28 protein-coding genes and 1 tRNA gene are annotated in these 26,016 nt (G+C 39.3%); 18 read left to right on the top strand and 11 right to left on the bottom strand.

Annotated features, from left to right (window positions below):
* The first annotated feature begins 64 nt into the window (after positions 1 to 64).
* Complete coding sequence (gene helD, locus ACIH2S_RS06655) at positions 65 to 2,119, top strand: DNA helicase IV (protein ID WP_321146721.1); 2,055 nt, start codon at positions 65 to 67, stop codon at positions 2,117 to 2,119.
* Between the two features lie 102 nt (positions 2,120 to 2,221).
* On the opposite strand, the gene ACIH2S_RS06660 is transcribed toward helD, so the two are convergent.
* The gene (locus ACIH2S_RS06660; RefSeq protein ID WP_036951676.1) at positions 2,222 to 2,680 is read right to left on the bottom strand and encodes a methylglyoxal synthase; all 459 of its coding nucleotides are present in this window, start codon (positions 2,678 to 2,680) and stop codon (positions 2,222 to 2,224) included.
* Between the two features lie 129 nt (positions 2,681 to 2,809).
* On the opposite strand from ACIH2S_RS06660, the gene ACIH2S_RS06665 reads away from it, so the two are divergent.
* A complete protein-coding gene (locus ACIH2S_RS06665; protein WP_108478988.1) occupies positions 2,810 to 3,223 on the top strand; it encodes a CoA-binding protein in 414 nt (137 codons plus the stop codon).
* Positions 3,224 to 3,298: 75 nt separating this feature from the next.
* Here the strand turns inward: ACIH2S_RS06665 and hspQ are convergent, their stop codons facing one another.
* Positions 3,299 to 3,619 (bottom strand): heat shock protein HspQ, encoded by a 321-nt coding sequence (gene hspQ, locus ACIH2S_RS06670; protein WP_006813539.1) that lies wholly within the window; start codon positions 3,617 to 3,619, stop codon positions 3,299 to 3,301.
* A 217-nt stretch (positions 3,620 to 3,836) separates the two neighbouring features.
* Here hspQ and ACIH2S_RS06675 point away from each other — a divergent pair, with 217 nt between their 5' ends.
* On the top strand, positions 3,837 to 4,115 hold the full coding sequence (locus ACIH2S_RS06675; RefSeq protein ID WP_036951674.1) for an acylphosphatase: 279 nt from the start codon (positions 3,837 to 3,839) through the stop codon (positions 4,113 to 4,115).
* Positions 4,116 to 4,141: 26 nt separating this feature from the next.
* Here the strand turns inward: ACIH2S_RS06675 and ACIH2S_RS06680 are convergent, their stop codons facing one another.
* Positions 4,142 to 4,471, bottom strand: coding sequence for a TusE/DsrC/DsvC family sulfur relay protein (locus ACIH2S_RS06680; protein WP_036951672.1), 330 nt, complete (start codon positions 4,469 to 4,471; stop codon positions 4,142 to 4,144).
* A gap of 194 nt (positions 4,472 to 4,665) precedes the next feature.
* Here ACIH2S_RS06680 and ACIH2S_RS06685 point away from each other — a divergent pair.
* The 4 genes from ACIH2S_RS06685 to ACIH2S_RS06700 all read left to right on the top strand — a co-directional run bounded on the left by ACIH2S_RS06685 (position 4,666) and on the right by ACIH2S_RS06700 (position 8,123).
* A tRNA-Ser gene (locus ACIH2S_RS06685) sits at positions 4,666 to 4,753 on the top strand.
* Between the two features lie 356 nt (positions 4,754 to 5,109).
* Entirely contained in the window at positions 5,110 to 5,655 is a 546-nt protein-coding gene (locus tag ACIH2S_RS06690; RefSeq protein ID WP_108479548.1) for a GNAT family N-acetyltransferase, read from the top strand.
* 58 nt (positions 5,656 to 5,713) lie between these two features.
* A complete protein-coding gene (locus ACIH2S_RS06695; protein ID WP_430248325.1) occupies positions 5,714 to 6,199 on the top strand; it encodes a GNAT family N-acetyltransferase in 486 nt (161 codons plus the stop codon).
* Between the two features lie 508 nt (positions 6,200 to 6,707).
* Positions 6,708 to 8,123: an FAD-dependent oxidoreductase gene (locus tag ACIH2S_RS06700; RefSeq protein ID WP_430248327.1), complete on the top strand. Its 1,416-nt coding sequence runs from the start codon at positions 6,708 to 6,710 to the stop codon at positions 8,121 to 8,123.
* A gap of 159 nt (positions 8,124 to 8,282) precedes the next feature.
* Here the strand turns inward: ACIH2S_RS06700 and ACIH2S_RS06705 are convergent, their stop codons facing one another.
* Positions 8,283 to 8,780 (bottom strand): hypothetical protein, encoded by a 498-nt coding sequence (locus ACIH2S_RS06705; RefSeq protein ID WP_108479550.1) that lies wholly within the window; start codon positions 8,778 to 8,780, stop codon positions 8,283 to 8,285.
* 162 nt (positions 8,781 to 8,942) lie between these two features.
* Between ACIH2S_RS06705 and ACIH2S_RS06710 the strand changes: the two genes are divergently transcribed.
* The 3 genes from ACIH2S_RS06710 (at position 8,943) to ACIH2S_RS06720 (ending at position 10,791) form a co-directional block, all read left to right on the top strand.
* Entirely contained in the window at positions 8,943 to 9,296 is a 354-nt protein-coding gene (locus tag ACIH2S_RS06710) for a hypothetical protein (protein WP_255425946.1), read from the top strand.
* Positions 9,297 to 9,485: 189 nt separating this feature from the next.
* Positions 9,486 to 10,169 carry a carbonate dehydratase gene (can, locus tag ACIH2S_RS06715; protein WP_036951600.1) on the top strand — a complete coding sequence of 228 codons (684 nt, stop codon included), beginning with the start codon at positions 9,486 to 9,488 and terminating at the stop codon, positions 10,167 to 10,169.
* Positions 10,170 to 10,362: 193 nt separating this feature from the next.
* Positions 10,363 to 10,791, top strand: coding sequence for a TOBE domain-containing protein (locus ACIH2S_RS06720; protein ID WP_036951599.1), 429 nt, complete (start codon positions 10,363 to 10,365; stop codon positions 10,789 to 10,791).
* A 130-nt stretch (positions 10,792 to 10,921) separates the two neighbouring features.
* Here ACIH2S_RS06720 and ACIH2S_RS06725 read toward each other — a convergent pair whose 3' ends face one another.
* The 3 genes from ACIH2S_RS06725 to ACIH2S_RS06735 all read right to left on the bottom strand — a co-directional run bounded on the left by ACIH2S_RS06725 (position 10,922) and on the right by ACIH2S_RS06735 (position 13,371).
* Positions 10,922 to 12,073 carry a beta-ketoacyl-ACP synthase III gene (locus tag ACIH2S_RS06725; protein WP_430248328.1) on the bottom strand — a complete coding sequence of 384 codons (1,152 nt, stop codon included), beginning with the start codon at positions 12,071 to 12,073 and terminating at the stop codon, positions 10,922 to 10,924.
* A 150-nt stretch (positions 12,074 to 12,223) separates the two neighbouring features.
* Complete coding sequence (locus tag ACIH2S_RS06730) at positions 12,224 to 12,817, bottom strand: TetR/AcrR family transcriptional regulator (protein WP_154637426.1); 594 nt, start codon at positions 12,815 to 12,817, stop codon at positions 12,224 to 12,226.
* Positions 12,817 to 13,371: a dihydrofolate reductase family protein gene (locus tag ACIH2S_RS06735; RefSeq protein WP_132494599.1), complete on the bottom strand. Its 555-nt coding sequence runs from the start codon at positions 13,369 to 13,371 to the stop codon at positions 12,817 to 12,819. Before ACIH2S_RS06735 ends, ACIH2S_RS06730 begins: the two co-directional genes overlap by 1 nt.
* 271 nt (positions 13,372 to 13,642) lie before the next feature.
* Between ACIH2S_RS06735 and ACIH2S_RS06740 the strand changes: the two genes are divergently transcribed.
* The 6 genes from ACIH2S_RS06740 to ACIH2S_RS06765 all read left to right on the top strand — a co-directional run bounded on the left by ACIH2S_RS06740 (position 13,643) and on the right by ACIH2S_RS06765 (position 19,909).
* Positions 13,643 to 13,909, top strand: a complete 267-nt coding sequence (locus ACIH2S_RS06740; RefSeq protein WP_036951591.1) for a DUF2798 domain-containing protein — start codon at positions 13,643 to 13,645, stop codon at positions 13,907 to 13,909.
* Between the two features lie 62 nt (positions 13,910 to 13,971).
* Complete coding sequence (locus ACIH2S_RS06745; protein WP_108479554.1) at positions 13,972 to 14,295, top strand: YnfA family protein; 324 nt, start codon at positions 13,972 to 13,974, stop codon at positions 14,293 to 14,295.
* 351 nt (positions 14,296 to 14,646) lie between these two features.
* Positions 14,647 to 17,694: a formate dehydrogenase-N subunit alpha gene (gene fdnG / locus ACIH2S_RS06750; protein ID WP_159075039.1), complete on the top strand. Its 3,048-nt coding sequence runs from the start codon at positions 14,647 to 14,649 to the stop codon at positions 17,692 to 17,694.
* Positions 17,695 to 17,705: 11 nt separating this feature from the next.
* The gene (gene fdxH, locus ACIH2S_RS06755) at positions 17,706 to 18,593 is read left to right on the top strand and encodes a formate dehydrogenase subunit beta (RefSeq protein WP_165906918.1); all 888 of its coding nucleotides are present in this window, start codon (positions 17,706 to 17,708) and stop codon (positions 18,591 to 18,593) included.
* On the top strand, positions 18,586 to 19,242 hold the full coding sequence (gene fdnI, locus ACIH2S_RS06760) for a formate dehydrogenase-N subunit gamma (RefSeq protein WP_036951972.1): 657 nt from the start codon (positions 18,586 to 18,588) through the stop codon (positions 19,240 to 19,242). Before fdxH ends, fdnI begins: the two co-directional genes overlap by 8 nt.
* Before the next feature lie 133 nt (positions 19,243 to 19,375).
* Positions 19,376 to 19,909 carry a GNAT family N-acetyltransferase gene (locus ACIH2S_RS06765; protein WP_349487721.1) on the top strand — a complete coding sequence of 178 codons (534 nt, stop codon included), beginning with the start codon at positions 19,376 to 19,378 and terminating at the stop codon, positions 19,907 to 19,909.
* Positions 19,910 to 19,919: 10 nt separating this feature from the next.
* On the opposite strand, the gene ACIH2S_RS06770 is transcribed toward ACIH2S_RS06765, so the two are convergent.
* Positions 19,920 to 20,357: a GNAT family N-acetyltransferase gene (locus ACIH2S_RS06770; RefSeq protein ID WP_349487722.1), complete on the bottom strand. Its 438-nt coding sequence runs from the start codon at positions 20,355 to 20,357 to the stop codon at positions 19,920 to 19,922.
* Positions 20,358 to 20,594: 237 nt separating this feature from the next.
* On the opposite strand from ACIH2S_RS06770, the gene agp reads away from it, so the two are divergent.
* The gene (agp, locus tag ACIH2S_RS06775) at positions 20,595 to 21,848 is read left to right on the top strand and encodes a bifunctional glucose-1-phosphatase/inositol phosphatase (RefSeq protein ID WP_430248331.1); all 1,254 of its coding nucleotides are present in this window, start codon (positions 20,595 to 20,597) and stop codon (positions 21,846 to 21,848) included.
* 224 nt (positions 21,849 to 22,072) lie between these two features.
* Here agp and ACIH2S_RS06780 read toward each other — a convergent pair whose 3' ends face one another.
* Together ACIH2S_RS06780 and ACIH2S_RS06785 are read right to left on the bottom strand one after the other, a co-directional pair.
* Positions 22,073 to 22,510 (bottom strand): universal stress protein, encoded by a 438-nt coding sequence (locus tag ACIH2S_RS06780; RefSeq protein WP_036951577.1) that lies wholly within the window; start codon positions 22,508 to 22,510, stop codon positions 22,073 to 22,075.
* Between the two features lie 211 nt (positions 22,511 to 22,721).
* The gene (locus tag ACIH2S_RS06785) at positions 22,722 to 23,312 is read right to left on the bottom strand and encodes a tetratricopeptide repeat protein (RefSeq protein WP_272534389.1); all 591 of its coding nucleotides are present in this window, start codon (positions 23,310 to 23,312) and stop codon (positions 22,722 to 22,724) included.
* Positions 23,313 to 24,055: 743 nt separating this feature from the next.
* Between ACIH2S_RS06785 and ACIH2S_RS06790 the strand changes: the two genes are divergently transcribed.
* Positions 24,056 to 25,384 carry an amino acid permease gene (locus ACIH2S_RS06790; protein WP_036951569.1) on the top strand — a complete coding sequence of 443 codons (1,329 nt, stop codon included), beginning with the start codon at positions 24,056 to 24,058 and terminating at the stop codon, positions 25,382 to 25,384.
* A gap of 93 nt (positions 25,385 to 25,477) precedes the next feature.
* Here ACIH2S_RS06790 and ACIH2S_RS06795 read toward each other — a convergent pair whose 3' ends face one another.
* A complete protein-coding gene (locus tag ACIH2S_RS06795) occupies positions 25,478 to 25,885 on the bottom strand; it encodes an acyl-CoA thioesterase (protein WP_036951567.1) in 408 nt (135 codons plus the stop codon).
* Positions 25,886 to 26,016 lie beyond the last annotated feature (131 nt).

A 26,016-nucleotide genomic window follows, 5' to 3' on the forward strand; every position in this document is an offset into this window, starting at 1 on the left:
TAAAAAACTATTAGCAATTATGCTTTAATTATTTTCACGAATGATTCACACAGGTGCAGAACGTATGGAACTGAAATCAACACAGATTGGACAGCGCCTGGCTCAGCATCCCTATAATCGGGTTCGCTTACTTAATGCAGGCATCGAAGTTAGTGGTGAAAACCATCAATATCTTATTCCCTTCAATGAACTAGTCGATATTCGCTGTAAGCGTGGGATCGTCTGGGGGGAACTGGAATTTGAAGTTTTAGATGAACAAGTCGTTCGTTTGCACGGTACAGAGTGGAAACAAACTCAGCGTTTCTACCATTTTTTGAATGAAAAATGGCAGCAATGGAGCGTTGAAATGAGCGAGGTCAGTGCTCAAGTATTGACGTCTTTAACCCAGTCGATTTTACAACAAACTCAGCAAGATGCGTGGTTAAGTTTACGTAGCTTGCAGTCGATAAAAGAAAGGATCACTCAGCAGTTTTCATCACTTCCTTTACCCCTCGTTCGAATGCCTTTATTTGAAAACTGTGCCGCACATTACCAATTTTGCAAGCAGTGGCTAACGAATAGTGAACAATGCCGCAAGCAAAATAATCAGAATTGGTGCCAGTCAGTTCTAACACGCTATGATGATTTTTTCCAACATATTGAATCCTCTCCATTAAATTATTCTCAATCATTATCAGTTATTAATGGCGAAGATAATGTTTTAGTTTTAGCGGGAGCGGGCAGCGGAAAAACGTCGGTGCTGGTTGCAAGGGCTGGGTGGCTTCTATTAAGAGAACTGGCTAAACCTGAGCAAATCTTATTATTGGCGTTTGGACGTAAAGCTGCGGAAGAGATGAATGAGCGGATTCAATCTCGTTTACAACAAAAAGAGATTGAGGCGAAGACATTTCACGCACTTGCATTGCAGATTATCCGCGAAGGTAGCAATAAGTCACCGATAATTAGTGCGTTAGAGTCGGATACCGAAAAGCGCCAATCTCTTTTGTTGAATGAATGGCGAGAGCAGTGCTCCAGTAAAAAAGCCCAAGCGAAAGGTTGGCGAGAGTGGCTGTCAGAAGAATTACAGTGGAATATTCCTGACGGTGAATTTTGGAATGATGAAAAAATTAGTCGCAAAGTGGTCGTTCGACTAGAGCGCTGGTTGAGTTTGATCCGCTCTCATGGCGGTAGCCAAAAAGAGATGGTCGACAATGCGCGGGAAGAAATTCGTGCGCTATTCCAAAAACGAATTCGTTTAATGGCTCCGTTATTGAAAGCTTGGAAGAGTGCTCTCAAAGATGAAGGTGCGATTGATTTCTCCGGTCTTATCCATCAAGCGGTCAATATTATTGAAAAAGGGCGTTTTATTAGCCCGTGGAAACATATTTTAGTTGATGAATTCCAAGATATTTCGCCACTGAGAGCCAAATTATTACATGCATTACGCCAACAAAATAAGCAAACCTGTTTATTTGCGGTTGGTGATGATTGGCAGGCAATCTATCGCTTTAGTGGCGCTGAATTGGATTTGACGACGTCATTTAAAACGCATTTTGGTGAAGGGGATTTATGCGCATTAGATACAACATACCGGTTTAATGAGCGCATTGGTGATGTTGCGAATCGTTTTGTGTTACAGAACCCAAGCCAGTTAGATAAGCCATTAAATAGCCTAACAAAAGGTAATAAGAAATCAGTTGTTTTATTGTATGAAGATGCGCTAGAGCGTTTGCTGGATAAAATGAGTGGTTATGTTTTAGATGATGAAAATATCTTAATTTTGGCTCGTTACCATTATTTAAAACCGGAAATTCTTAATAAAGCGGAAACACGCTGGCCGAAATTGAAAATTCAATTTATGACCATGCATGCATCGAAAGGTCAACAAGCGGATCATGTCATTATTTGTGGTTTAAATGGTGGCAAAGAGGGGTTCCCAGCGCCTGCGCGGGAGTCGATTATTGAAGACGCTTTGCTGCCGCAACCTGAACATTTTGAACATGCGGAAGAGCGACGACTATTTTATGTGGCATTGACGAGAGCGAAGCAACAAGCATGGTTATTGTATAACCCTGATAATCCATCCGAGTTTGTTGAAGAGCTAAGGCAAATGGGCGTACCTAGACAGAAAAAACCTTAAAAATCGCTTATTAAAGTTCAGAGCTTAAAAATGAAAACTGCGCCATTGAGTATACTGATGGCGCAGTTTTTTATTTATTTACGACTATTTTCAGGCGTACTATTAATTAGTGCGTTTATTTAAATAGCTTTGATAATCAGGGATCACAATATCAATTTTCCCATCAAAGAAAGGAGAGGTAATCAGAAAATCAGCAGTAGCAGGGTTAGTGGCAACAGGAATGTTCCATACAGTGGCTAATCGCAGAAGCGCTTTGACATCTGGATCGTGAGGAACGGCATTTAACGGATCCCAAAAGAAAATGAGTAGGTCGATTTTCTGCTCTGCAATCATGGCACCAATTTGTTGGTCACCGCCCATTGGGCCGCTCAACATGCCAGTAACGGGTAAACCGGTTTCTTTATTGACTAAGCTCCCAGTGGTACCTGTTGCAAACAGTTTGTGTGAGCTTAATTTCGTTTTATTTTGGGTTACCCAACCGAGTAAGGATGATTTACAGTGGTCATGGGCAACTAAGGCAATATTTTTTGAAGCTGCGATTTTTCGGGTGGTAGATTCCATGAGGTTCCCTTAAACAAGATTTGCATCACAATAAATAGTTGTCACGCATCTTAAAAATTGAGTGAACAAAGATGTACAACATATATCATAATGCATATGAATAGTTTACTGATTTTGGGAGATATTTTGATGAGAGATCAAGAAATTGCTGAAATTCTAACAAGCGTTAAGACAATTGCATTAGTTGGCGCGAGTGACCGTACAGACCGCCCAAGCTATGAAGTCATGGAATACCTCTTACATCAAGGGTATCAGGTTATTCCGGTGAGTCCGAAGCTCGCGGGGCAAACGTTATTAGGGCAGAGAGTTTATGCACAACTGAGTGAAATCCCTAACCCTATTGATATGGTTGATGTTTTTAGAAATGCAGATGCTGCAGTCGGCGTTGCTCATGAAGCCGTCGCCATTAAAGCTAAAGTTCTATGGTTGCAAAAAGGGGTTATTAGCGAAGAGGCACAAAAGATTGCTGTAAATGCGGGATTACAGTGTGTGATGGATAAATGTCCTAAACAAGAAATTCCAGCGTTAGGTTTGGAAAAATAAGTATCGCGAGTTTATCGACGGTAATGTAAAAAAATAAAGCAGCTGGTGGGCTGCTTTACTGGATTGCGTTCATGGTCAGTTACGTAGACGCGGAGCTTGTAATTGGGATCTTATCGATTCTGCTAACTCATCCATAGAAGGTTGTTCCGGATGGTCATCAGTCATCTCATAAGTAATCTGTGCTTCTGCTAAATAAGTATGAACCGCTTCCCCATTATCATCTTCCATGACGACATGATACCAAGGCAGATCGCGTAATGTACTGTTGGATGCAATGTCATCATCATGTGGTTGGTCGAGCGAGTATTCAGGGTCAACATCAACAACTACCCCAAGGTAGCCGAGAAGTTTGTGCCTGACTTGTTGCCCGATTCCATATTTACTGGTGATCATCATAGCGACCTCCTTAAAAGCCTTGCTTGTGCTGTAAACTACATGTGGGCAGTGCTGTGCGTTTTCAAGCCAATGTGTGGACAATTACTCATAACGCAATACACTGTCTTTAAGTAATAACGAAAAGCAGTGCCTCAATAATCAGATTATCTGCTGAATGAATAAAAAACAACTGCGCCAAAGGGTTTTAATTGATTAAGTAATGACATCGGAGGCTTATATGACAGCAACAGGTCGTTATTTCTATATTTATGGACGAGTCCAAGGTGTTGGGTTTCGTTACCAAACCTATCATTGGGCGAATCAAAATGGGGTCAAAGGTTTTGTTTATAACCGGGATGATGGCAGTGTGAAACTAGCTATTTATGGTTCCGAGCAGGATATTGAGTTTGTCGATGACTGGCTGAAAGCGGGCGGGCCTCCGGGTGCTAAAATCGATCACTACTTTAGTGAAAATTGGCATACAGAACCAATAGCGGATTTTTCCGTCCGCTATTAATGTATTCTTAAATGATTAGCAGGTTCTTAAATGCATTTTACGGGTTTAGGAAGACCTGCAAGTTTTGTCGCTTGCTTCGCAGGACCTTGAGGAAACAGTCGATATAAATAACGGCTGTTGCCTTTTTCTTCTCCAAACTGTTGAGAAACCGCTTTAACTAACATTCTGATCGCTGGTGATGTATTAAATTCTAAATAGAATGCACGAACGAAACGGATAATTTCGAGATGCTCGTCAGTGAGTTCAATTTCTTCTTGCGCAGCGAGTAATGGAATAAGATCTTCGCTCCATTGTTGGCTATCAAGTAGGTAGCCTTGCGAGTCTGTTTCAATTTCTTGATTATTAAAAACCAACATACTTAATTTCTATCCAAACAAAAGTAGACCGCAAATTTAGCAAAAAACCAGCAATAACCCAAGTAAACCCTGTTGGAATAGGAAAAAATGTTGATAATTTCATCCATTGAATCAATGTGCGTCTATTTTTAAAGCGAACGAACAAATTAGGGGTTTACATTGAAAGCGCAGATGATTATAGTGCTCGTCATTGCGGAGGGGTGGCCGAGCGGCTGAAGGCAGCGGTCTTGAAAACCGCCGATGGGAAACCATCCGAGAGTTCGAATCTCTCCTCCTCCGCCATCTTCACTTCTAATCAAGTCTCTGAAATCTTTCAATTCCAAATAAATTCCAAAGTTTATCAAACACTCTAGCAAAATTTCATTCTACTGACGTTTACTGATACCGTTTTAAATCGCTACTATTTCGCTAGGCAATACTGGCGGTTTATGAAACTAGCCAATAAAGCAATTAAGCGTGACAAGCCAAAAGACATTATCCATTCCCTATTAATTAAGCCCTCTACACTTAAACTAACACCAAATTATCTGGTAAATTCAAACCAATCCGCTGAATTTTAGTTACAAGCAAATCTAATTAAGACATAGTTAAATCTAATTATATTCTGTGTAATGGTATCTCTAATTTGAGGCCTCAATATGATAATTAATTGCTATGATAAAAAACTAAGTGAAAATAAAATCGATGAGCTTGTTAACGTACTTTATAAGTGCGTCCTTGGTGGTGCAAGTGTTGGATATACTGATGCAGAAGCTCAAATTAATGAGATGAGAAACTATTGGATTGACGTCAATCATTCGTTATCAACGAATAGTTTTAAGCTGATCTCAGCAGAGCTAGACAATCAAATCGTTGGGGTTGTTGGTCTTGAATTATGCGCAAAACCAAATGGTAAACACCGAGGAGAAATTTGTAAGTTATTGGTGTTACCTGAATATAGGCGTAAAGGACTTGCAAGAAAATTGATGCAAGAGGCTGAGCAAGTTGCATGGAACTTAGGATTGAGGCTTTTAACATTGGATACCAATACTAAAGGGATAACGGTTAGCTTATATAATTCCCTTGGATGGCAGATAAGTGGTGAAATTCCTGATTTCGCTCAATCGGTTGGTGGTATTCTTGAATCCACGACGATTATGTTTAAGCGCAAGCCCGAAAATGGAATTAAAATACACCATCCCTAGCGGTGTAGGGTAATATCTTGTTTTTAAAGGATATTTAAGGTGTGACTATCTGGTTTATATGAAAATTCAAATAAAGCCTTATCAACCTCAGAATGCAGAAAAACTGCATGAAATATTTTATACCTCAGTTCATCATATTGCAGCTGCGTATTATACAGAAGAACAGCTTGAAGCTTGGGCGCCTGATTTATATGAGCGTGAGCATTGGCAAAGCAAAATGGACATATTAAAGCCGTTTATTGCATATATTGATGAAGAGATTGTTGGATATGCAGATCTTCAAGATGACGGGTATATTGACCATTTTTTTGTTATGAAGCCTCGCTGCGGAATTGGTGCCACACTTATGAATAAACTTGTTGAAGTGGCTAATACGAAAAGCATCAACAAGCTATGGTCATATGTCAGCTTATCAGCTGAAGAATTTTTTAAAAATCATCAATTTGAAATAGTTGAACGTCGAGAAGTTATTGTGAAGGGAGTGCTACTTCATAACGCAATGATGGTTCGATTGGCATTAGAGTTAAATGATTTGAAGTATTGATAGATGTTTTGATGAGAAAAGTCGCTTTTAACGTTTTTGTATCGTAGTCATCATTTACGAAGTTCAACTTCTATTCTGCAATACCAATATATAGCGCCCATACGCCACTCATAAAATCTGTTTTTCTTACCAAAATAGTGAGTTATTTAGCTGTAATCAAATAATGTTAGCCTTTAAGTGAGATTATTTTATAACTATAAGCATTAGTTGCTAATGAATAATAATCTAAAAATGATGGATTATTATGTGTTTTCCTTTAAAATCAAAGGGCTATTATTTCCGCCGAAAAAACACAATTAAATCAATTGTTTTCAATGGAATAATGAGGTTTTTGAAAATTAACAAATGAAGTTTTTATTTATTTTTAACTGAGTAATTAGACAAAAAAGTGGGATTACACATAAAATAAACATGATTTACTAATAGTTTACGAATGATTAACAAATAATATAAAATGGTGAAATTGTTAGGTAAGTAATATTGATCGTGTATAAGGAATTGTGTCGAAATGGCAATAACCAGAAGAAAATTTATTATTGGTGGTTCTGTAGTCGCTGTCGCAGCGGGAGCCGGTATTTTAACTCCGATGTTGACTCGTGAAGGGCGATTTGTTCCAGGTAAACCACGTGTTGGTTTTGTTGAAGGAACGCCTGGCGCATTGCCACAGCAATCTGATGTTGTTGTTATTGGGGCTGGTATTTTAGGTGTAATGACGGCAATTAACCTTGCTGAGCGTGGTTTATCTGTCGTGATTGTAGAAAAAGGGAACATTGCGGGAGAGCAATCATCTCGATTCTATGGTCAGGCAATTACATACAAAATGACCGATGAAACCTTCTTATTACACCATTTAGGCAAACATCGCTGGCGTGATATGAATGCGAAGGTGGGTGTTGATACCACTTATCGTACTCAAGGCCGTGTAGAAGTTCCTCTGGATGAAGAAGATCTGGTTCACGTTCGCCAGTGGATGGATGAGCGCCATAAAAACGTTGGCTCTGATATTCCATTCAAAACACGCATGATCGAAGGAAGCGAGTTAAATCAGCGTCTTCGTGGTGCTAAATCTGATTGGAAAATTGCAGGTTTCGAAGAAGATTCTGGTAGTTTCGATGCAGAAGTTACTGCATTCGTTATGGCTGAATACGCGAAGAAAATTGGTATTAAAATCTATACCAACTGTGCAGCGCGAGGCTTAGAAACTCAAGCGGGTGTGATCTCTGATGTTGTGACTGAAAAAGGCACAATCAAAACTTCTCAAGTTGTTGTTGCGGGCGGCGTTTGGTCTCGTCTGTTCATGCAAAACCTGGGTGTAGATGTTCCAACATTACCAGCTTATCAATCACAACAATTGATTAGCGCGGCACCAAATGCACCGGGTGGAAACGTTGCTCTGCCGGGCAATATTTACTTCCGTGAACAAGCCGATGGAACCTATGCAACTTCTCCACGCGTGATAGTGGCACCTGTTGTTAAAGAATCCTTCACTTATGGCTATAAATACCTGCCATTGTTAGCATTGCCAGACTTCCCTGTTCATATTTCATTAAACGAACAGCTGATTAACTCGTTTACCCAAGAGACCAGCTGGAAATTAGATGAAGTTTCTCCATTTGAGAAAAACCGTGATATGACGGCATTACCAGACTTACCAGAACTGAATTCATCTCTAGAAAAACTGAAAACTGAGTTCCCTGCATTTAAAGACTCTAAATTAATTGACCAGTGGAGCGGAGCGATGGCTATCGCACCAGATGAAAACCCAATTATTTCTGAAGTTAAGGAATATCCAGGTCTGGTTATTAACACGGCAACTGGCTGGGGTATGACTGAAAGCCCAGTATCCTCTGAAATGACCGCAGATATCCTGTTAGGTAAAGAGCCAATCATTAATCCGAAAGCATTTAGCCTGTATCGTTTCTAAGTTAAGTACAGCCTGTTGTTGACATTAATGTAGATATAAAAATACTAAAGCCCTCAATATGAGGGCTTTTTTGTATCGACAGGAAGTTAAAATTAGATAAAAACTATAAAGCCGTTTTTTTAATTTCTCAACGATATTAGGTTTGACTGGAAAGTAACCTTACTCTAAATCGCCAAAATGCTGGGTAAACTGTGTTTCGTACTGGCCTATAAATTGCTCTAGTTTTGCCGGAGTATCTCTAATGTTGGTTTCTGTAATACCTGCTTTTGCCATTGCCGCTTTTAATTTTGCTTCCGTTCCTTCATTAATGTCGATGTTAGCAATAACCAGGAAAATGGTTTTTAAATCATCACAGCCGCTTTTTGTTTCACATATCTTCGCGATTTTCTGCTCATTAGACATATAGATAGAATAGCTAAAGGCATCTTTGGTGCACACTACATCATTTCTCTCTTCTGAGGTCATATCTTTAGTTATGGCACTGAAAACGCTATTAGTGACCTCTGTGTAGTTTGCAAAAGAGGTGCTATTTTTAGGGGTTGGCAAACCGCTTTTCGTTAAACTTTGATTAGTCACAGGCAAACAGGTCGAATTGGCCATAGCGCCAGAAACAACCGTACCGCTTAAAATGATCGATAAAAGTAATTTTTTAAACATAACAAACCTTTCGTTTTTGAAATGATAAAGTAACGTATAATTTAAGTGTAATAGAGGATATAGGATTAACGGTATTTTTTAGGTTTTATTTAGACTTTGTAATTGATATCTAATTATTTTACGGAGTTAAGATTTTTAGGTGTTTATAAAGGTTGTTTAAGCATGCGATTGGCTCGATATTTTTATGAAAAAAACGAAACTATGTTAGCAAAATACATATTAGGTACCATGAAAAAGCAGGCCGTATGTGAAGTTATTTTTGATCAGCGCCAGCAAGATGCCCAGTCGGAAGTTATGCAAATTATCCGGCAGTGGCGATTTCATGACGGGGTTATTCTTCAATGCTCTGAAGAAATTGAATTGTCCATTCCAGATAATGATAGCCAATGTCCTGAGCGTTGGATTATTTGGCAAGTTATTGATTCTGCTGGGTGTTCTGTTTTACCTCAAAGAAAAGAGTTTTTTAACGCATGCCAGCAAGCATTTTGGCTAAAAATGCAAATGGCAGAAGAATAAAGCGAAAGATAAGCAAATTAATGACGAATTTAATGTAGAGGCTATCATTGGTTATGAGGTGTTTTTTTGCATATTAACCGATTGAGAGTAATCTTCTGGTAAATTTAGGTATATTAATTAAATTGACTACGTTTTGATAAACACGTTTGAAATATCATATATAGCAAGATTTGTAAGTGAGCGTGCCACATGGCGATGGATAAAATTAAAGAATTATTTGTGAATAACAGGGAATGGGCAACGTCGATTAAAGAACAAGACCCTAGCTTTTTTCGACAATTATCAAAAGACCAACAACCTAAATTTTTATGGATTGGTTGCTCCGATAGCCGAGTACCTTCTGAAAAATTAATTAAAGTTGGCCCTGGCGATCTATTTGTTCATCGAAATATAGCGAATCTGGTGGTTCACACGGATCTCAACTGTTTATCTGCTATTCAATATGCTATTGATGTGCTCAAAGTGGAACATATTATTGTCTGTGGGCATTATGGCTGTGGTGGTGTTGAGGCTGCGATTAACAATAAGGAATTAGGTTTAATTGATAATTGGCTGCTGCATATTCGAGATATTTGGTTTAAACATAGCCGAATGTTAGGTGAGCTTAAACCAACAGAACGTATTAATCGTTTATGTGAATTGAACGTGATTGAGCAAGTTTATAATCTGGGCCACTCCACCGTATTACAATCTGCTTGGAAAAGAGGGCAGGATATTATGGTTCACGGTTGGATCTACGGTATTAATGATGGTTATTTGGTGGATCTTGATATTACGGCAGATAGCCGAGCAAAGCTGGAGCTTTGTTATCGTGAAGCGATAGCGGCTTTAACCACAAAAGCGCCGTTTACAACAGGTTGCTCTGCAAATTAATAAAGTAAAGATGCGTTACAGCTAAATTGAGAACTAAATTTTTTCAGTAAAATAATAGACTTATCGAATGAAGCCTTAGTTGTGATTCATTGCTCATTTGTGAAAATGAGAAGATTGAGTCGTTTGTAAACAATATTTAAAAAGCTTACTATCGTTTCAATATTCACTCGTCTTCCATTAAATGAGGTTTTCTATGTCAATTTCAGCACGTAATCAGCTTACAGGAACGGTCGAATCAGTTGTGGCTGGTGCCGTTAATGATGAAGTGGTTTTAAGCTTAGGTAATGGTGAAACAATTTCTGCGGTGATCACGAAAAATAGCACTCAGTTGTTAGGCTTGGCAAAAGGTAAGCAGGCTGTTGCGATTATTAAGGCGCCATGGGTTGTCTTAGTTTCGGATGAGCACGAGTATCTTTTTTCGGCTCGTAACCAGTTCAGTGGACGTATTGATGGGATTGAAACAGGTAGTGTGAATGCTGTTGTTCATTTGACAACGAATGCCGGAACGAAATTATCTGCCGTTGTGACAAATAATAGCATTGAAGAGATGAAATTAGAGGCAGGCAGTAAAGTTACCGCTATTGTCAAAGCATCTAGTGTAATTTTAGCGACGAAAAAATAAGTTAGACCGCTCAATATTACCAAGGTCGTAGTTTTTCTACGACCTATCTATCAGAAGTTAGTTTTTTGCATTTATTCTTAATTGTCCATTTGAACAGGTGGTTAGCATATCTTTTTTTAATAACAGTGAATTAAACAACGGTTAGATGCATAAATCCACCAGAGAAACGACCACTTTCAGGAACAAAGCATAAGAGTTTTTCGCCTTTATTTAAACGCCCTGAATGTAATAATTCATGGATCATGATGTAGATTGAGGCAGAGCCAGTATTTCCTCGCTCTGAGAGATTGGTAAACCAACGCTCTTGAGGGATCGCACAGTTGAGGTCAGTCAAGCATTCAGATACCGGTTGACGAAAATATTCGGATGAAATGTGGGGAAGGAACCAGTCTATATTATTTGCTGAAATTCCATATTTTTCGATGACTTTTTGTAGTGGTTTTTTTAGCGCTAAGGCGATGATATTTTCATTAAGTAAACGTACATCTTGTTTAATGGAAAAAATTGAACGTGTAATCCATTCTTCTTGTTTCAACTGCTTCCAACTAATTAATTTTCCGTCACTGTCTTTTTCTGCCCCAGCATACATACATGCAGGAATTTCATTCGCGTACGATGAGATATCAATCCAATCAATGCGTAATGATAAGCTATGTGGATTAGGTTGATTTTTCACCAAGAATGCACCGGCGCCATCGGAAAGCATCCAACGTAGAAAGTCTTTTTCAAAAGCAATTTCTGGGCGCTGAACTAATTGTTCGACCAATGCCTCATTTTCAGCTTGGAAATTACGTGTATGTAAAACGGGAGAGACAACTTCTGATGCGGCTGAAACTGCATTGGTAGTTGTTCCAGAACTGACGGACAAATAAGCATATTTCAACGAAGTTAAGCCTGCTAAGCAAATGCCGGATGTTGAAACAACCTCACAGGGTTTATTTCCAAGTTCCCCATGAACCATGACGCCGTGACCTGGCATTAGTTGATCGGGCAGCGTCGTGCCTGTGGCTAGGCATTCAATATCATTGAGGGAAAAATCACTATCAACTAATCCATGAATGGATTTTGCAGTAACTTGTGCATTGTTAAAATTAGCCACTCCAGAGGAAGGGTTGAGGACATAATGGCGTTTTTTGATTCCATTACTTTTCAGCACAATTCGAAGGGAACGGGATGCCTTTTCACCAATATAACCTAAAACATGTTCTATATTTTTATTATCAACGGCTTCACCGGGGAGGAATATAGACGTTTTGGTAATATATGTATTAATTTTGCTCATATTTTCTCTATTTAATTAAATTAAATATTCTAAATGTTTATGTGAGCAAAGAAATATACCTGAAAACGTTAATTGAAATGGGAGTGAATTATTTAACTAACTAATAAATAATATTATTCAAAACCGTTGTTTAGTATCTTAGCTATGTTATTAAATATAGTCATTATTTAAATTATATAATAAAGCATCAATACTTTGGTGGTAATAATTTATATCGCTGACGTAATTATCCATATTTTTCCTATTTGATACAGCGAGTGCAGCGCCATGAGTAAAATCAATTAAAATATGTATCCAGAGCGTGGCTTGCTCTAAAGAGTATTTTAATTCTATCGCAAGCTCGATTAGAGTATTGGTTATCCGCTGTGCCTCTTCAGGAAACGCATTTGGGTGATTAAATATTGATAACGTTAATTCAGGGTAACGAACAATACATTCTCGGTATTCAGTTAAGAGGTGCTTGATTTGTTCGATGGGTGTTCTCGATAAACAAGGCATTACCTTAGCGTAAACATGGTTAGCAATCGATTTGACTAAACACTCTTTGTCTTCAAAATAGTAATAAATTGTCATGGGGTTAATGCCCATTTCTTTAGCGAGCGCTCGCATACTGAGTGCTGAGAATCCATGGGAATCAATAAATATTATTGCTGCACTGACAATTGCCTCCGCTGATATTTTTGCTTGTTTCTTATTTGGGCGTCCTACCGTTCGTGTTATTGCTACCAATGCTTTATCCATCATTATTCGCCTTCATCCGAGGATTGTTTTATTTCATAGTGGGATTGGATAAATCCAGAATCAAAGGTTTTAGTTTGTGTATGGTATAAGTGAATATCGTTAGGAATTTTACCAAACAATGGGCGACCAGAACCTAATAAAATGGGGATTCGAGTGATGATAAGATCATGAATCAAGCCTTCAGAAATAAAAGATTGAACTACTTTCCCGCCATCAATATAGGCATGATGATATCCCTCTACTTTTAGCATCTGCATGACTTCTTTAGGGGATAGGTCAATGAAGCGTACTTTTCCTATTAATTCTTCAGGGATAGTTTCTTGAGCGAGTACTTTTGATAGCACAATGACCGGACGATTATAAAACCAAGGTTGAACATGTTTTATTGTCTCATAGGTACCTCTACCCATAATAATCACATCAATATTGGCAATAAATGCATCATAACCGTGATCTTCACCGGTTGAATCTAATTGAAGTAACCAGCTGATATCGCCGTTTTCACGGGCTATAAAGCCATCAATGCTGGTTGCAATAAATACATGTCCAGTCGTCATCACTGTATTCTCGCTCTAATTTATTATACGGCGTATAATAAATGGATAGGTAGAATTTGCAATAGTGAAGTGCTTAATTCCTTATCAGGATAATCTGCATAAAATGGATTAGGGCAGGTGTAAAAAGGTATATTGACAAAGTATATCTAAAGATTAGAATGATTCTCAATTGGTCTCTAAGACTCGTAAGCGTTTACGTTAATCAACGCATATAACTTTGTTGTACCAACAGTTATATGCTGTTGTGTATCCGCTGATTAATGGAGACTGTATGTCATATCAAGACCGTAATTATGTATTAGGTATACCTAAACTTCCTATGAGAGCCCTATTTTTTCTGGTGCCTTTCTTTTTATCTTTGGTGATGAGCGGTATTGTTTCACTAATAAGTACTCTTCGTGCGCTAGGATTCACCTCCGAAATTTATGAGCCTTGGATTAGTTCATGGGCTATTTCATGGATGATTGCATTCCCAACAGTATTATTTGTTTTGCCTATTGCAAGACGTGTATCTCTGCTATTTGTTAAGCAAGCTTAAACAATATGCCACCTATTATTAGGTGGCATAAATAGTGATTTTATTGAGAAGAAAACATTTTTATGTCATTAAAAATTATTGGATTATTTTTTTTAACTGCGATAGCAGAAATTTTAGGTTGCTACTTCCCTTATTTATGGATGAAAAAACAGGGAAGTATTTGGCTGTTAGTACCCACCGTACTCAGTTTAATGCTGTTTGTTTGGTTGTTAACGTTACACCCTGAAGCCAGCGGACGTATTTATGCAACCTATGGAGGCATTTACATTGTGACGGCATTGATCTGGCTAAAAGTCGTTGATGGTGTTTCCCTTGCCGCTACAGATTTGATTGGTGCGCTGGTGGTTTTACTTGGTGCAGGTATTATTATTAGCGGTTGGAAATAATAATTATCCATATATTAAGTTAATTTTAAATATCTAGCTTAATATATGGATTGGTTATCTATTTTAATGTAGGTATAAACCACAATATAGAAAACATTTTCTAATCTAATTAAAATTCATTTGCATTATCTTTATTTAACTTAATTTGTTACTTAATTCAAATAATTTATCTAATTGATCCAAATCAATTTAACAATAATTACCCATTAAGTGGTATTTTTAATGGCTAATTAACTACCTAAATGACATTAATTAACCTTTATTTTCACTTTCATTGATTTTAGGCAATATCTAATTACAAGTGACTGATATTCTCTCCCGCGAATATACAAAAATAAAAAGAGGTTAATAATGAACGTCAGTCGCAGAAAGTTTTTTAAAATCTGCGCCGGCGGGATGGCAGGTACAACTGTAGCTGCGTTAGGTTTTATGCCAGGAATGGCAATGGCTAATGTACGTGAAAATAAATTATTGCGTTCGAAAGAAACGCGTAATACTTGTACCTATTGTTCCGTGGGTTGTGGATTGCTGATTTATAGTATGGGTGATGGGGCAATGAATGCTCGCTCTGCCATCTTCCACGTCGAGGGTGATGCCGATCATCCAGTGAATCGCGGTGCTCTGTGTCCGAAAGGGGCGGGGTTACTGGATTATATTCGTAGTGACAGTCGTTTACGTTATCCTGAATATCGCGCACCAGGCTCGAATAAATGGGAACGCATTAGCTGGGACGATGCTTTTACGCGCATTGCCCGCTTAATGAAAGATGACCGTGATGCCAACTTTATTGAAAAAAATGAACAAGGTGCCACTGTCAATCGCTGGTTATCAACAGGGATGCTTTGCGCCTCTGCGGCTAGCAATGAAACGGGGATGTTAACCCAAAAATTCGCACGATCGCTCGGTATGTTAGCGGTCGACAACCAAGCGCGTGTCTGACACGGACCAACGGTAGCAAGTCTTGCTCCAACATTTGGTCGCGGTGCGATGACCAACCACTGGGTTGATATTAAAAACGCCAATGTGATTGTGGTGATGGGCGGTAACGCCGCTGAAGCTCACCCTGTCGGATTCCGTTGGGCGATTGAAGCGAAAAACAATAATGATGCAACCTTGATTGTGGTAGACCCGCGCTTCACGCGTACCGCATCGGTGGCCGATCATTACGTGCCAATTCGTTCAGGAACGGATATTACCTTCCTTTCTGGTGTTCTACTTTATCTTATTGAAAATAATAAAATAAATGCAGAATACGTTCAGAACTATACCAACGCATCTTTGATTGTTAGAGATGATTTTGATTTTAACGATGGCTTATTCAGTGGCTATGACGCTGAAAAAGGTCGTTATGACAAAACCAGTTGGAACTATAAGTTTGATGAAAATGGTCATGCATTACGTGATGACACGTTACAAGATCCGCGCTGTGTTTGGAATCTGCTAAGAAAACACGTTTCCCGCTATACCCCTGAAATGGTTGAACGGATCTGTGGTACATCACAAGCAGACTTCTTAAAAGTGTGTGAAATTCTGGCAACCACGAGCGCCGCAGATAAAGCGGGGACATTCCTGTACGCATTAGGTTGGACTCAGCATACAGTGGGCGCGCAAAACATCCGTACCATGGCGATGATCCAGCTGCTTTTAGGCAACATGGGGATTTGTGGTGGTGGGGTGAATGCGCTACGTGGGCACTCAAACATTCAAGGCTTAACAGATTTAGGTCTGCTATCGACGAGCCTTCCGGGCTATTTAACGCTGCCATCAGAAAAACAGTTAGATGTTGATAGCTATTTAGCCGCGAATACGCCAAAAGCCACATTACCCAATCAGGTTAACTACTGGAGCAACTATCCGAAATTCTTCGTCAGCTTGATGAAATCATTCTACGGTGATGCGGCTCAACCAGAGAACCAATGGGGCTTTGATTGGTTACCTAAATGGGATCAAGCTTATGATGTTATGAAGTATTTTGACATGATGAGCAAAGATAAAGTCAACGGCTACATCTGCCAAGGCTTTAACCCAGTTGCCTCGTTCCCAGATAAAAACAAAGTGGTTAGCTGCTTAAGTAAGCTGAAATATTTAATCGTGGTTGACCCATTAACCACCGAAACAGCGAACTTCTGGCAGAACCACGGCGAAATGAACGACGTTGATCCTGCTTCCATTCAAACGGAAGTTTTCCGTCTGCCTTCAACCTGCTTTGCGGAAGAAGATGGCTCCATTGCTAACTCCGGTCGCTGGTTACAGTGGCACTGGAAAGCGGCGGACGCCCCGGGTGAAGCGCGTAACGATGGTCAGATCTTAACGGGTATTTTGCACAAAATCCGTGAGATGTATGAACAAGAAGGTGGTAAAGGTCGCGAACCATTGCTGCAAATGCGTTGGGATTATAAACGTCAATTCCATCCTGAATCGGAAGAAGTGGCGAAAGAGAACAACGGGGTTGCACTGGTCGACTTATATGATGCTGATGGCAACTTACAAGCGAAAAAAGGCGAGCTTCTGAATTCATTCGCTCTGCTACGCGCGGATGGTTCAACGGCATCTTCTTGCTGGATCTACACGGGTAGTTGGACCGAAAAAGGCAATCAGATGGCGAATCGCGATAACAGCGACCCATCCGGCATTGGTAATACATTGGGTTGGGCATGGGCATGGCCATTAAACCGCCGCGTTATCTATAACCGTGCCTCTTGTGATACCAAAGGTAAGCCATGGAATAAAGATCTGGTTCTGATTGAGTGGAACGGTAAGAAGTGGGTCGGAAACGATGTTCCTGACTTTAACGCATCGGCACCAGAAGTCGGTACTGGACCATTTATTATGCAGCCAGAAGGTTTAGGTCGTCTGTTTGCGATTGATAAGATGGCAGAAGGTCCATTCCCTGAGCACTACGAGCCATTTGAAACGCCATTGGGAACTAACCCATTGCATCCAAATGTGGTCTCTAACCCTGCTGCGCGAATTTTTGAAGATGACAAGAAACGTCTTGGAGATCATAAGGAATTCCCGTATGTCGGAACCACTTATCGCTTAACGGAGCATTTCCATACTTGGACCAAGCATGCGCGCTTAAACGCCATTGCTCAGCCAGAGCAGTTTGTGGAAATCAGTGAAACCTTAGCCAAAGCCAAAGGTATCGCTTTGGGTGATAAGGTTAAAGTCAGCAGTAAACGCGGCTTTATTAAAGCGATTGCCGTGGTAACACCACGTCTGCAAACCCTGATGGTTGACGGTAAACCGATTGAAACAGTGGGTCTACCTATTCACTGGGGCTTTGAGGGTGAAACGCAAAAAGGCTTTATTACCAACACGTTAACGCCATCTGTGGGGGACGCTAACTCTCAGACTCCTGAGTATAAAGCGTTTTTAGTTAACATTGAGAAGGCGTAAGGGAGGGAACTATGTCCATGCAATCTCAAGACATTATTAAACGTTCCGCGACCAATAGCATTACGCCTCCACCACAGGCGCGTGACGATAAATTTGAAGTCTGCAAACTGATTGACGTGTCATCCTGTATCGGCTGTAAAGCCTGTCAGGTGGCATGTTCAGAATGGAATGATATCCGTGATGAGGTAGGACACTGCGTTGGGGTTTACGATAACCCAACCGATTTAAGTGCCAAATCTTGGACGGTGATGCGTTTTAGCGAAGTCAGTGAGCAAGGCAAATTGGAATGGCTTATCCGTAAGGATGGCTGTATGCACTGTACCGATCCAGGTTGCTTGAAGTCATGCCCATCTGCGGGTGCGATTATTCAATATGCTAACGGTATTGTGGATTTCCAATCGGAACACTGTATTGGTTGTGGTTACTGTATCGCGGGTTGCCCGTTCAACATTCCTCGATTAAATCCAAAAGATAATCGTGTGTACAAATGTACATTATGTGTTGACCGTGTTGCCGTGGGGCAAGAACCGGCTTGCGTGAAAACTTGCCCGACAGGTGCTATTCGTTTTGGTACTAAAAACGAAATGCTGGAATACGGCGCGGAGCGTGTTGAAAAACTGCAAAAACGGGGTTATGCCCAAGCTGGCATTTATGATCCTGAAGGTGTTGGGGGAACTCATGTGGTGTACGTGCTACATCATGCGGATAAACCTGAGCTTTATCATGGATTACCAAAAGACCCACAGATTGATACACCAATTAATCTATGGCAAAGCATCCTGAAACCATTATCGGTAGCGGGCTTTATCGCCACATTTGCAGGGCTGATTTTCCACTATGTGGGTATTGGTCCAAATAAAGAAGTGGATGATGAAGAGGAGAAAGATGACCATGAGTAAAAAGAGCAAAATGATCGTTCGGACTAAATTTATTGACCGAGCGTGCCACTGGACAGTGGTTATCAGCTTCTTCTTAGTCGCATTGTCGGGTATTGCACTGTTTTTCCCAACCTTGAAGTGGCTGACTGAAACTTTCGGTACGCCACAGATGGGACGAATTTTGCATCCTTTCTTCGGTGTGCTTATTTTCGTCGTGCTGATGTTTATGTTTGTGCGTTTTGTAAAACACAATATCCCAGATAGAAAAGATATTCCTTGGCTACTGAATATTGTGCAAGTTCTCAAAGGTAACGAACATAAAGTGGCTGATGTGGGCAAATACAACGCCGGTCAAAAAATGATGTTCTGGAGTATCATGAGTATGATTTTTGTACTTTTGGTTACCGGAATTATCATGTGGCGACCTTATTTCGCGCATTTATTCCCAATCTGGATGGTTCGTTGGAGTATTTTGATTCATGCATTAGCGGCAATTATTCTGATCCATGCAATTTTAATCCACATGTATATGGCATTTTGGGTTAAAGGATCTATCAACGGCATGATTGAAGGTAAAGTTAGCCGTCGCTGGGCGAAGAAACATCACCCACGTTGGTATCGCGATGTTGAAGCGAAAGAAGCCAAAGCGGAAGCTGAAAAAAGCCAGTAATTTCGCTGTCAATTAAGTAATATAAGCCGCTGTTGTTGACGTTACCGAGAAGGTTACACAATGACAGTGGCTTTTTTATGTTTAAAGAATGTCTTATTTGAGGTTGATTGTATTGAGTCATTTAGGAGGGGAAATGGTTGAGCTGGTAAGAATTTCTGCAAATGATAAACACGATAATGAATTAATTAACGCGCTATACGATATTTCATTTCCTGACCATGAAAAACGTTCTTATGTAGGGCGAGCGGCATTACTCCCTCTAGAGCAATATTATTTATATAAAATTACAGACAATAATCAGTTTGTTGGATTTATCGGTGGGTGGGTTATTGATGCCTTTTTCTATATTGAACATTTTGCGATTGACCAACATATTCGTGGGTCAGGTTACGGTCAAAAATCGTTGACCGCACTGTGCCAGTTGTACCCACAGATAGTGTTGGAGATAGACCCATTAGTCGATGAAGTTGCAAGAAAACGTCTTCATTTCTATGAAAAAAATGGCTTTGTCAGAAATGATTATGTCCATCACCATCCATGCTATAACGCCCAGTATGCGCCGCATAAGCTGGAAATTTTAAGCTTAAATACGCCTTTCACGCCGAGTCAGTATGACGTATTTAATCATTTTCTGGTGAATACAGTGATGAATAGCCATTATCTATAACAATCTGTCGCTATTTAGCTAATCGCATATGCAGTAAAGGAAATGGATTTCCTTCCCCATCAAGTTCGGAACGAGCATATTGAACAAATCCCATGTGTTGATAGAAACCAACTGCTTGCGGATTTTGCTCATTCACATCGACTTCATTAATACCTAAGTGTTTAATGGCGTAATTCAGGAGTTGTTTACCAATGCCTGTCCCTCTTGCAAGGGGGGAAATAAACAACATTTCTAGACGATTCTCACCCGTACCTAAAAAGCCCGCTATTTTGCCGTTAGGATCAAAAGTCACAAAAACAGACAAATTAGGTAAGTATTGTTCCCTAATGGGTGTTTTTAGCATTTCTATGTTCTTTTCTGGCAGAAAATCATGAGTTGCTCTTACAGAAGCCTCCCAAAGATGAATGATCTCATCGTAATGTTCGACAGTGGCGGGCTGAATATTCATTGCATTTTATCCTTATAGTGAAAATTCATCTTAAATTATGGCTAGTTAATGTCAATATTTGATGGTTATTTTAGTTAAGGAGCATTTTTGGGATATTAATCGCAGAAAAAAAAGATAACTGCTTCATTATTAGAGGATATGTTTCCGAAATTCATATAAGCACTATACTTTATTTTATTGCAGTGTTTATTGTTTGATTATGTTAATCAATTTAAAAACTATGGTAGGAGTATGCTGATGAAATATAAAATGCTAACAGTGTGTTTATCGGCGGCGTTATTAGCACCAATAGCCCCCGCACTGGCAAGTACAGATAATGCACAAAATATGGAATTAGACCAAGTTTTAGTTCTAAGTCGTCATAATTTACGTACTCCTATTGTTAATACAGGGATTCTGACTGAAATAACCGATAAAAAGTGGCCAGCATGGGATGCAGAAAGTGGCTATTTAACGACAAAGGGCGGGGCGCTCGAAGTGTATATGGGGCACTATTTTAGAGAGTGGCTCGATAGCAATAAATTATTTGTGAATGAGTTATGTCCAACCAGCAGCGATGATATCTATATTTACACGAATAGCCTACAGAGAACGATTGCGACTGCGCAGTTCTTTACTGCGGGAGCATTTCCTGGCTGTAAAGTGAATATCCATCATAAACCGGAAATTGGTACGATGGATCCCGTGTTTAATCCTATCATTACGAATAGCTCCCCTGAATTTAAAAAACAAGCACTTGAAGCGATGGAGTCCCACCTTAAAGGGTTAAACCTGAAGCCGGGTTACGATGAGCTGGATAATGTTCTCAATATTAAAAATTCGAAGAAGTGCGCGACGGATAAACTGTGTAATTTAGCCACACCAAAGAACAGCTTTATCATTGAAGCAGATAAAGAACCGGGTGTGAGTGGACCGTTGAAGATGGCGAACTCTGCCGTCGATGCAATTGACCTGCAATATTATGAAGGCTTCCCTGAAAAAGATGTAGCATGGGGAATGGTCAATAGCGATGAAAAATGGCAAAAGCTGAATACTTTAAAAAATGCTTATCAAGAAACGTTATTTACACCGAAAATCATCGCAAAAAATGTGGCGCATCCAATTCTGAGTTATATGGATAAAGGCTTTGTTTCTGTCAATAAAGGTGAAACGGCTAAATTCATTTTCTTAGTGGGACATGATTCAAATATTGCTTCAGTATTGTCTGCGATGGATTTCAAACCGTACCAGTTACCCGAGCAATATGAGCACACACCAATTGGCGGTAAATTGGTATTCCAATGCTGGACAGATAAAAAAGAGACAAAGGATTATGTGAAGATTGAGTATGTGTATCAAACCGCAGATCAGTTGCGAGACAATGCTTACCTCTCTTTAGCAACACCGCCAAAACACGTTACCCTTGAATTGAAAAATTGCCCGATTGATAAAAATGGGTATTGTTCATGGGAAGACTTTGAAAATGTGATGAAATCGGCGTTGAAACAGTGATATCCAACTGTCAATAATGCCTGAATGAAGCATAAAAAACCCTGCTCTGAGGAGCAGGGTGTGAAATAGTCACGAAAATGTTTATGAGCCTCTAATTTACCTTAAATGTCGAATAAATGGGCTTATAAATTGTATGGAATTGCCCTTTAGTGTAACAAACTTTAACCCTAACCATTCGACGAGTTAAAATAGAGCTTTCTGCGGTTATTAACCCTTCGTATGGATTAGCGAACCACTAATACGCTCGTTTTCGCATAACGTACAACTGAAGCCGCATTGGAACCTAATAAGTAGGTAGACATACTTGGGCGACGTGAGCCCAGTAAAATCACATCGGCTTTAATATCTTCAGCTGTTGCCAAAATTTCATCTTTAACTGAGCCTACAACTGCTTTTACTTGCACTTTGTCTGCAGGGATAGAGAACAGTTTAACTTTCTCTTGTAACTCTTTCAGAATTATATCAGCTTGTTTTTGATCATCCGGGAAGTCACCTGGCAAAATAGTGCCGCCATAGCGTAAATAATTGGAAATTGGTGCAGTCACAGCTAAAAAATGAACGGTAGAATTGTTTAGTTTCTGCATGGCATTAACATGCGGGACTAACATTTTGGTGAGGTCGTCTTCGGTAACATCAATAGGAACTAAAATTGTATTGTACATAATATCTCCTTTTTTCTTTTATATTATAAGTTTAGAACATTTTAACCATTTTTCATATTGATTGTTAATAAATTAATATTAACTGAATTGGATTAAAAATGATGTGAGCGGGAGTACGCAATTGGCGGGAATAAAAAAATGGATAATAAAAATAATGACAATAAAAAAACGGCAATACATGAGGGGAGTATTACCGCTTTCAAAGAGAATATTATTTTTTAGTCGCTTTAGGCTTTGTGGTTTCTTTTTCTGGGCAGGCTGGTTTTAATCCGCCTTTACACGCTTTATCAATATATTCAGCGCCAAGTTTTTCATTAAACTCAGTTCCCTCACCATTTTGTAGCATTTTTCCTAATTGATATTCAGCAGGTGGAAATTTTTTATCGGCTGCTTTTTGGAACCACTCAAAAGCCACGAGATAATTTTGTTTTACGCCAGCACCTTGGTAATAGAATTGACCCATATAGTTTATGGCTTCAGGATTTCCCTTATTTGCCGATTTCTCAATCCAACCATAAGCTGTTTCAAAATCAGATTGAACGCCATTACCATTAAGATACATATCACCTAGGAATAGTTGAGCGTCCGCATTGCCTTTATTAGCAGCCATCGTAAGCCATTTCTTTGCTTTCGGATAATCTTGCTTAATTTCGTTACCAACATAGTAACCAATGCCTAGCATAACTTGGGCTTTCACATCCCCTTTTTGTGCTTGTTGTTCAATTTGCTTAATGACTTCAGGAGGAACAGGAGCTGCAAAAGTTAAATTTGTTGAAAATATAAATAAAGAAATAAAGGTCAATAATCGTAACATAAGGCTTTCCGTATCTTAAGTTGGCTATGAATATCCTTATTTCAAGATAAACTCGAAACGGTGTTAACAGTTATTAACTACAGGATATAACCATCAACGCATCAAATACTCTACTTCTATAATTTATAAATATCAACGCCCCATCAAAAATACAGAGTAAACGAGCCTTTTACTCTTCAGGGGTGAATATTCAAAATATTTTTCTTCATTATAAGCCTGCGGTGATTCTCTTTGACGCGATAAATGAGTAAAAATTAAATATTACTCTTAATAGAGAACTAGTTATTTATATCGAAAATTAACAAGAGAAATACAAAATACGGAATTATTGCAAAGAATAGTAGTGGTTATCATGGTGTCTTGTGATGTTTAGCACGAAATAAAAGGATAATTGTTGGAATTGTTAATAATCACTTATGGGTTATTAAAAGACTAACACCTTTAAAAACAAAGGGTTATAATTACCGCGTCCAAAAACAATTAATAGGGATTATTTCTGTCGATAGATAGAGATATTTACGTCGGATTGCTCTTTTTAGAGAAAAATATTCTCTTTATTGGGGGTTTTATAGGTTAATAAAGAGATAATTTTTCTCTCACATATCCTCTATGATGGAATCATTATAATAGCCTGCAAATAATTAAGGTTATTGAAAGAAATAACCACTTAAGTCGCATCTAAAACAAAAAAAATTCTCTTTTAAGAGTTCAACAATATTAAGTGAGTAATTATGGCTACGATCCCTACAATAGATAATGTCGATGATGGAAAAGCTTCTACGGCGGCTTCTCGTGCAGGCATGACACAAGAACAATGGCGTGCTGCCACTAAGTTTGATGGCACAGATGTTGGTTGGGTGATTATGAGTATCGGGATGGCGATTGGTGCGGGGATTGTTTTTCTCCCCGTACAAGTTGGCTTGATGGGTTTATGGGTATTTTTGCTATCATCCGTTGTCGGTTATCCTGCAATGTATTTGTTTCAGCGTCTGTTTATTAATACGCTGGCGGAATCACCAGAATGTAAAGATTATCCAAGTGTGATCAGCGGATACCTAGGTAAAAACTGGGGTATGCTGCTTGGCGCACTCTATTTTATTATGCTGGTAATTTGGATGTTTGTTTATTCAACGGCAATCACGAATGACAGTGCATCATATTTTCAAACTTTTGGTGTAACGGATGGGTTATTATCTGAAAGTCCTTGGTATGGTCTGGTTCTGATTTGTATTTTAGTCGCCATTTCTTCTCGCGGTGAAAAACTGCTATTTAAGCTTTCAAGCTTTATGGTTCTGACTAAATTATTTGTGGTTGCCGCATTGGGTATTTCCATGGTCGGGATGTGGCACTTATATAATGTGGGTTCATTGCCGCCTGTTGGTCGCTTATTCAAAGAGGCAGTCATCACACTACCTTTCACATTAACATCGATTCTGTTTATTCAAACATTAAGCCCAATGGTGATTTCATTCCGTAGCCAAAACGTGAACCGTGAAGTGGCTCGTTATAAAGCTCTGCGTGCAATGAATATCGCGTTTATTGTTTTATTCTGTACCGTCTTTTTCTACGCAGTATCATTCACATTAGCTATGGGGCACGATGAAGCAGTGAAAGCTTACGAGCAGAATATTTCTGCATTGGCTATCGCAGCGAAATTCTTCCCAGGTGGTTGGGTGACTGTCGTCAGCGTCATGCTAAATATCTTTGCCGTCATGACCGCATTCTTTGGGGTTTATTTAGGTTTCCGTGAAGCCACTCAAGGCATTGTGATGAACATATTACAACGTATTATGCCGGTTGAGCGTATTAATGAAAATTGGGTGAAGAACGGCATTATGATTTTTGCTGTGCTATTAGCATGGGGAGCGATTATCCTGAACGCACCAGTGCTGAGCTTCACATCAATCTGTAGTCCAATTTTCGGGATGGTGGGTTGTTTAATTCCAGCGTATTTAGTCTATAAAGTCCCTATGTTGCATAAATATAAAGGTATTTCTTTATATCTGATTATTTTTACCGGAATTTTACTGTGTATCTCTCCATTCTTAGCATTCGCTTAATGTCGAGAATATGAATAATGTGCGCTCTATCTTAATGATCGGGCGCACATTTTTTATTTACCAGTATGAATGGTGGTAAAGAGAGATCCGTGATTACTGTTCAAATAATGGGGTTGGTTTGCCATTTTCATCAATAGCCACGAAATTAAACTGTCCGTGGATCACTTCTTCTCGTCCCTCAGCGTACATATCTTCTAAAAAGATAGAGACATTAACGGTAAGGCTAGTGCGACCAACTCGGATTACTTCCCCGACTAATTCAACGATGGTGCCTGATGGGATAGGGTGGGTAAAATTGATTTTTTCTGTGGAGACAGTTACCAATCTTTTGCGGCAAAAACGGGTCGCGGTAATGAAGGAAACTTCGTCCATCCATGCTAATGCAGTCCCACCGAACAGAGTGCTATGGTGGTTAGTGGTGGTTGGGAATACCACTTTAGAAACATGGGTAACAGATTGTTCAATTTTTTGTTTGATTACATCATCAACGTCGGAACGCATATTTAAGCCTTACTTTCTTTGAATTCTCACTATTTAAAAACTTGAACCGGGAAAGATAATTACTTACCGGAACATTAATGTACATATCATTAATGTTGCCGATAAGTGTAATCCTGATCACAAATAAATAC

It is taken from the genome of Providencia lanzhouensis, assembly GCF_050469745.1.
GTDB lineage: Bacteria > Pseudomonadota > Gammaproteobacteria > Enterobacterales > Enterobacteriaceae > Providencia > Providencia lanzhouensis.

Excerpts from the sequence above, each read along its gene's own strand:
- helD (WP_321146721.1), top strand. The coding sequence starts at position 65 with ATGGAACTGAAATCAACACAGATTGGACAGCGCCTGGCTCAGCATCCC.
- ACIH2S_RS06660 (WP_036951676.1), bottom strand. The coding sequence starts at position 2,680 with ATGGAATCTACCACCCGAAAAATCGCAGCTTCAAAAAATATTGCCTTA.
- ACIH2S_RS06665 (WP_108478988.1), top strand. The coding sequence starts at position 2,810 with ATGAGAGATCAAGAAATTGCTGAAATTCTAACAAGCGTTAAGACAATT.
- hspQ (WP_006813539.1), bottom strand. The coding sequence starts at position 3,619 with ATGATGATCACCAGTAAATATGGAATCGGGCAACAAGTCAGGCACAAA.
- ACIH2S_RS06675 (WP_036951674.1), top strand. The coding sequence starts at position 3,837 with ATGACAGCAACAGGTCGTTATTTCTATATTTATGGACGAGTCCAAGGT.
- ACIH2S_RS06680 (WP_036951672.1), bottom strand. The coding sequence starts at position 4,471 with ATGTTGGTTTTTAATAATCAAGAAATTGAAACAGACTCGCAAGGCTAC.
- ACIH2S_RS06690 (WP_108479548.1), top strand. The coding sequence starts at position 5,110 with ATGATAATTAATTGCTATGATAAAAAACTAAGTGAAAATAAAATCGAT.
- ACIH2S_RS06695 (WP_430248325.1), top strand. The coding sequence starts at position 5,714 with ATGAAAATTCAAATAAAGCCTTATCAACCTCAGAATGCAGAAAAACTG.
- ACIH2S_RS06700 (WP_430248327.1), top strand. The coding sequence starts at position 6,708 with ATGGCAATAACCAGAAGAAAATTTATTATTGGTGGTTCTGTAGTCGCT.
- ACIH2S_RS06705 (WP_108479550.1), bottom strand. The coding sequence starts at position 8,780 with ATGTTTAAAAAATTACTTTTATCGATCATTTTAAGCGGTACGGTTGTT.
- ACIH2S_RS06710 (WP_255425946.1), top strand. The coding sequence starts at position 8,943 with ATGCGATTGGCTCGATATTTTTATGAAAAAAACGAAACTATGTTAGCA.
- can (WP_036951600.1), top strand. The coding sequence starts at position 9,486 with ATGGCGATGGATAAAATTAAAGAATTATTTGTGAATAACAGGGAATGG.
- ACIH2S_RS06720 (WP_036951599.1), top strand. The coding sequence starts at position 10,363 with ATGTCAATTTCAGCACGTAATCAGCTTACAGGAACGGTCGAATCAGTT.
- ACIH2S_RS06725 (WP_430248328.1), bottom strand. The coding sequence starts at position 12,073 with ATGAGCAAAATTAATACATATATTACCAAAACGTCTATATTCCTCCCC.
- ACIH2S_RS06730 (WP_154637426.1), bottom strand. The coding sequence starts at position 12,817 with ATGATGGATAAAGCATTGGTAGCAATAACACGAACGGTAGGACGCCCA.
- ACIH2S_RS06735 (WP_132494599.1), bottom strand. The coding sequence starts at position 13,371 with ATGACGACTGGACATGTATTTATTGCAACCAGCATTGATGGCTTTATA.
- ACIH2S_RS06740 (WP_036951591.1), top strand. The coding sequence starts at position 13,643 with ATGTCATATCAAGACCGTAATTATGTATTAGGTATACCTAAACTTCCT.
- ACIH2S_RS06745 (WP_108479554.1), top strand. The coding sequence starts at position 13,972 with ATGTCATTAAAAATTATTGGATTATTTTTTTTAACTGCGATAGCAGAA.
- fdxH (WP_165906918.1), top strand. The coding sequence starts at position 17,706 with ATGTCCATGCAATCTCAAGACATTATTAAACGTTCCGCGACCAATAGC.
- fdnI (WP_036951972.1), top strand. The coding sequence starts at position 18,586 with ATGAGTAAAAAGAGCAAAATGATCGTTCGGACTAAATTTATTGACCGA.
- ACIH2S_RS06765 (WP_349487721.1), top strand. The coding sequence starts at position 19,376 with ATGGTTGAGCTGGTAAGAATTTCTGCAAATGATAAACACGATAATGAA.
- ACIH2S_RS06770 (WP_349487722.1), bottom strand. The coding sequence starts at position 20,357 with ATGAATATTCAGCCCGCCACTGTCGAACATTACGATGAGATCATTCAT.
- agp (WP_430248331.1), top strand. The coding sequence starts at position 20,595 with ATGAAATATAAAATGCTAACAGTGTGTTTATCGGCGGCGTTATTAGCA.
- ACIH2S_RS06780 (WP_036951577.1), bottom strand. The coding sequence starts at position 22,510 with ATGTACAATACAATTTTAGTTCCTATTGATGTTACCGAAGACGACCTC.
- ACIH2S_RS06790 (WP_036951569.1), top strand. The coding sequence starts at position 24,056 with ATGGCTACGATCCCTACAATAGATAATGTCGATGATGGAAAAGCTTCT.
- ACIH2S_RS06795 (WP_036951567.1), bottom strand. The coding sequence starts at position 25,885 with ATGCGTTCCGACGTTGATGATGTAATCAAACAAAAAATTGAACAATCT.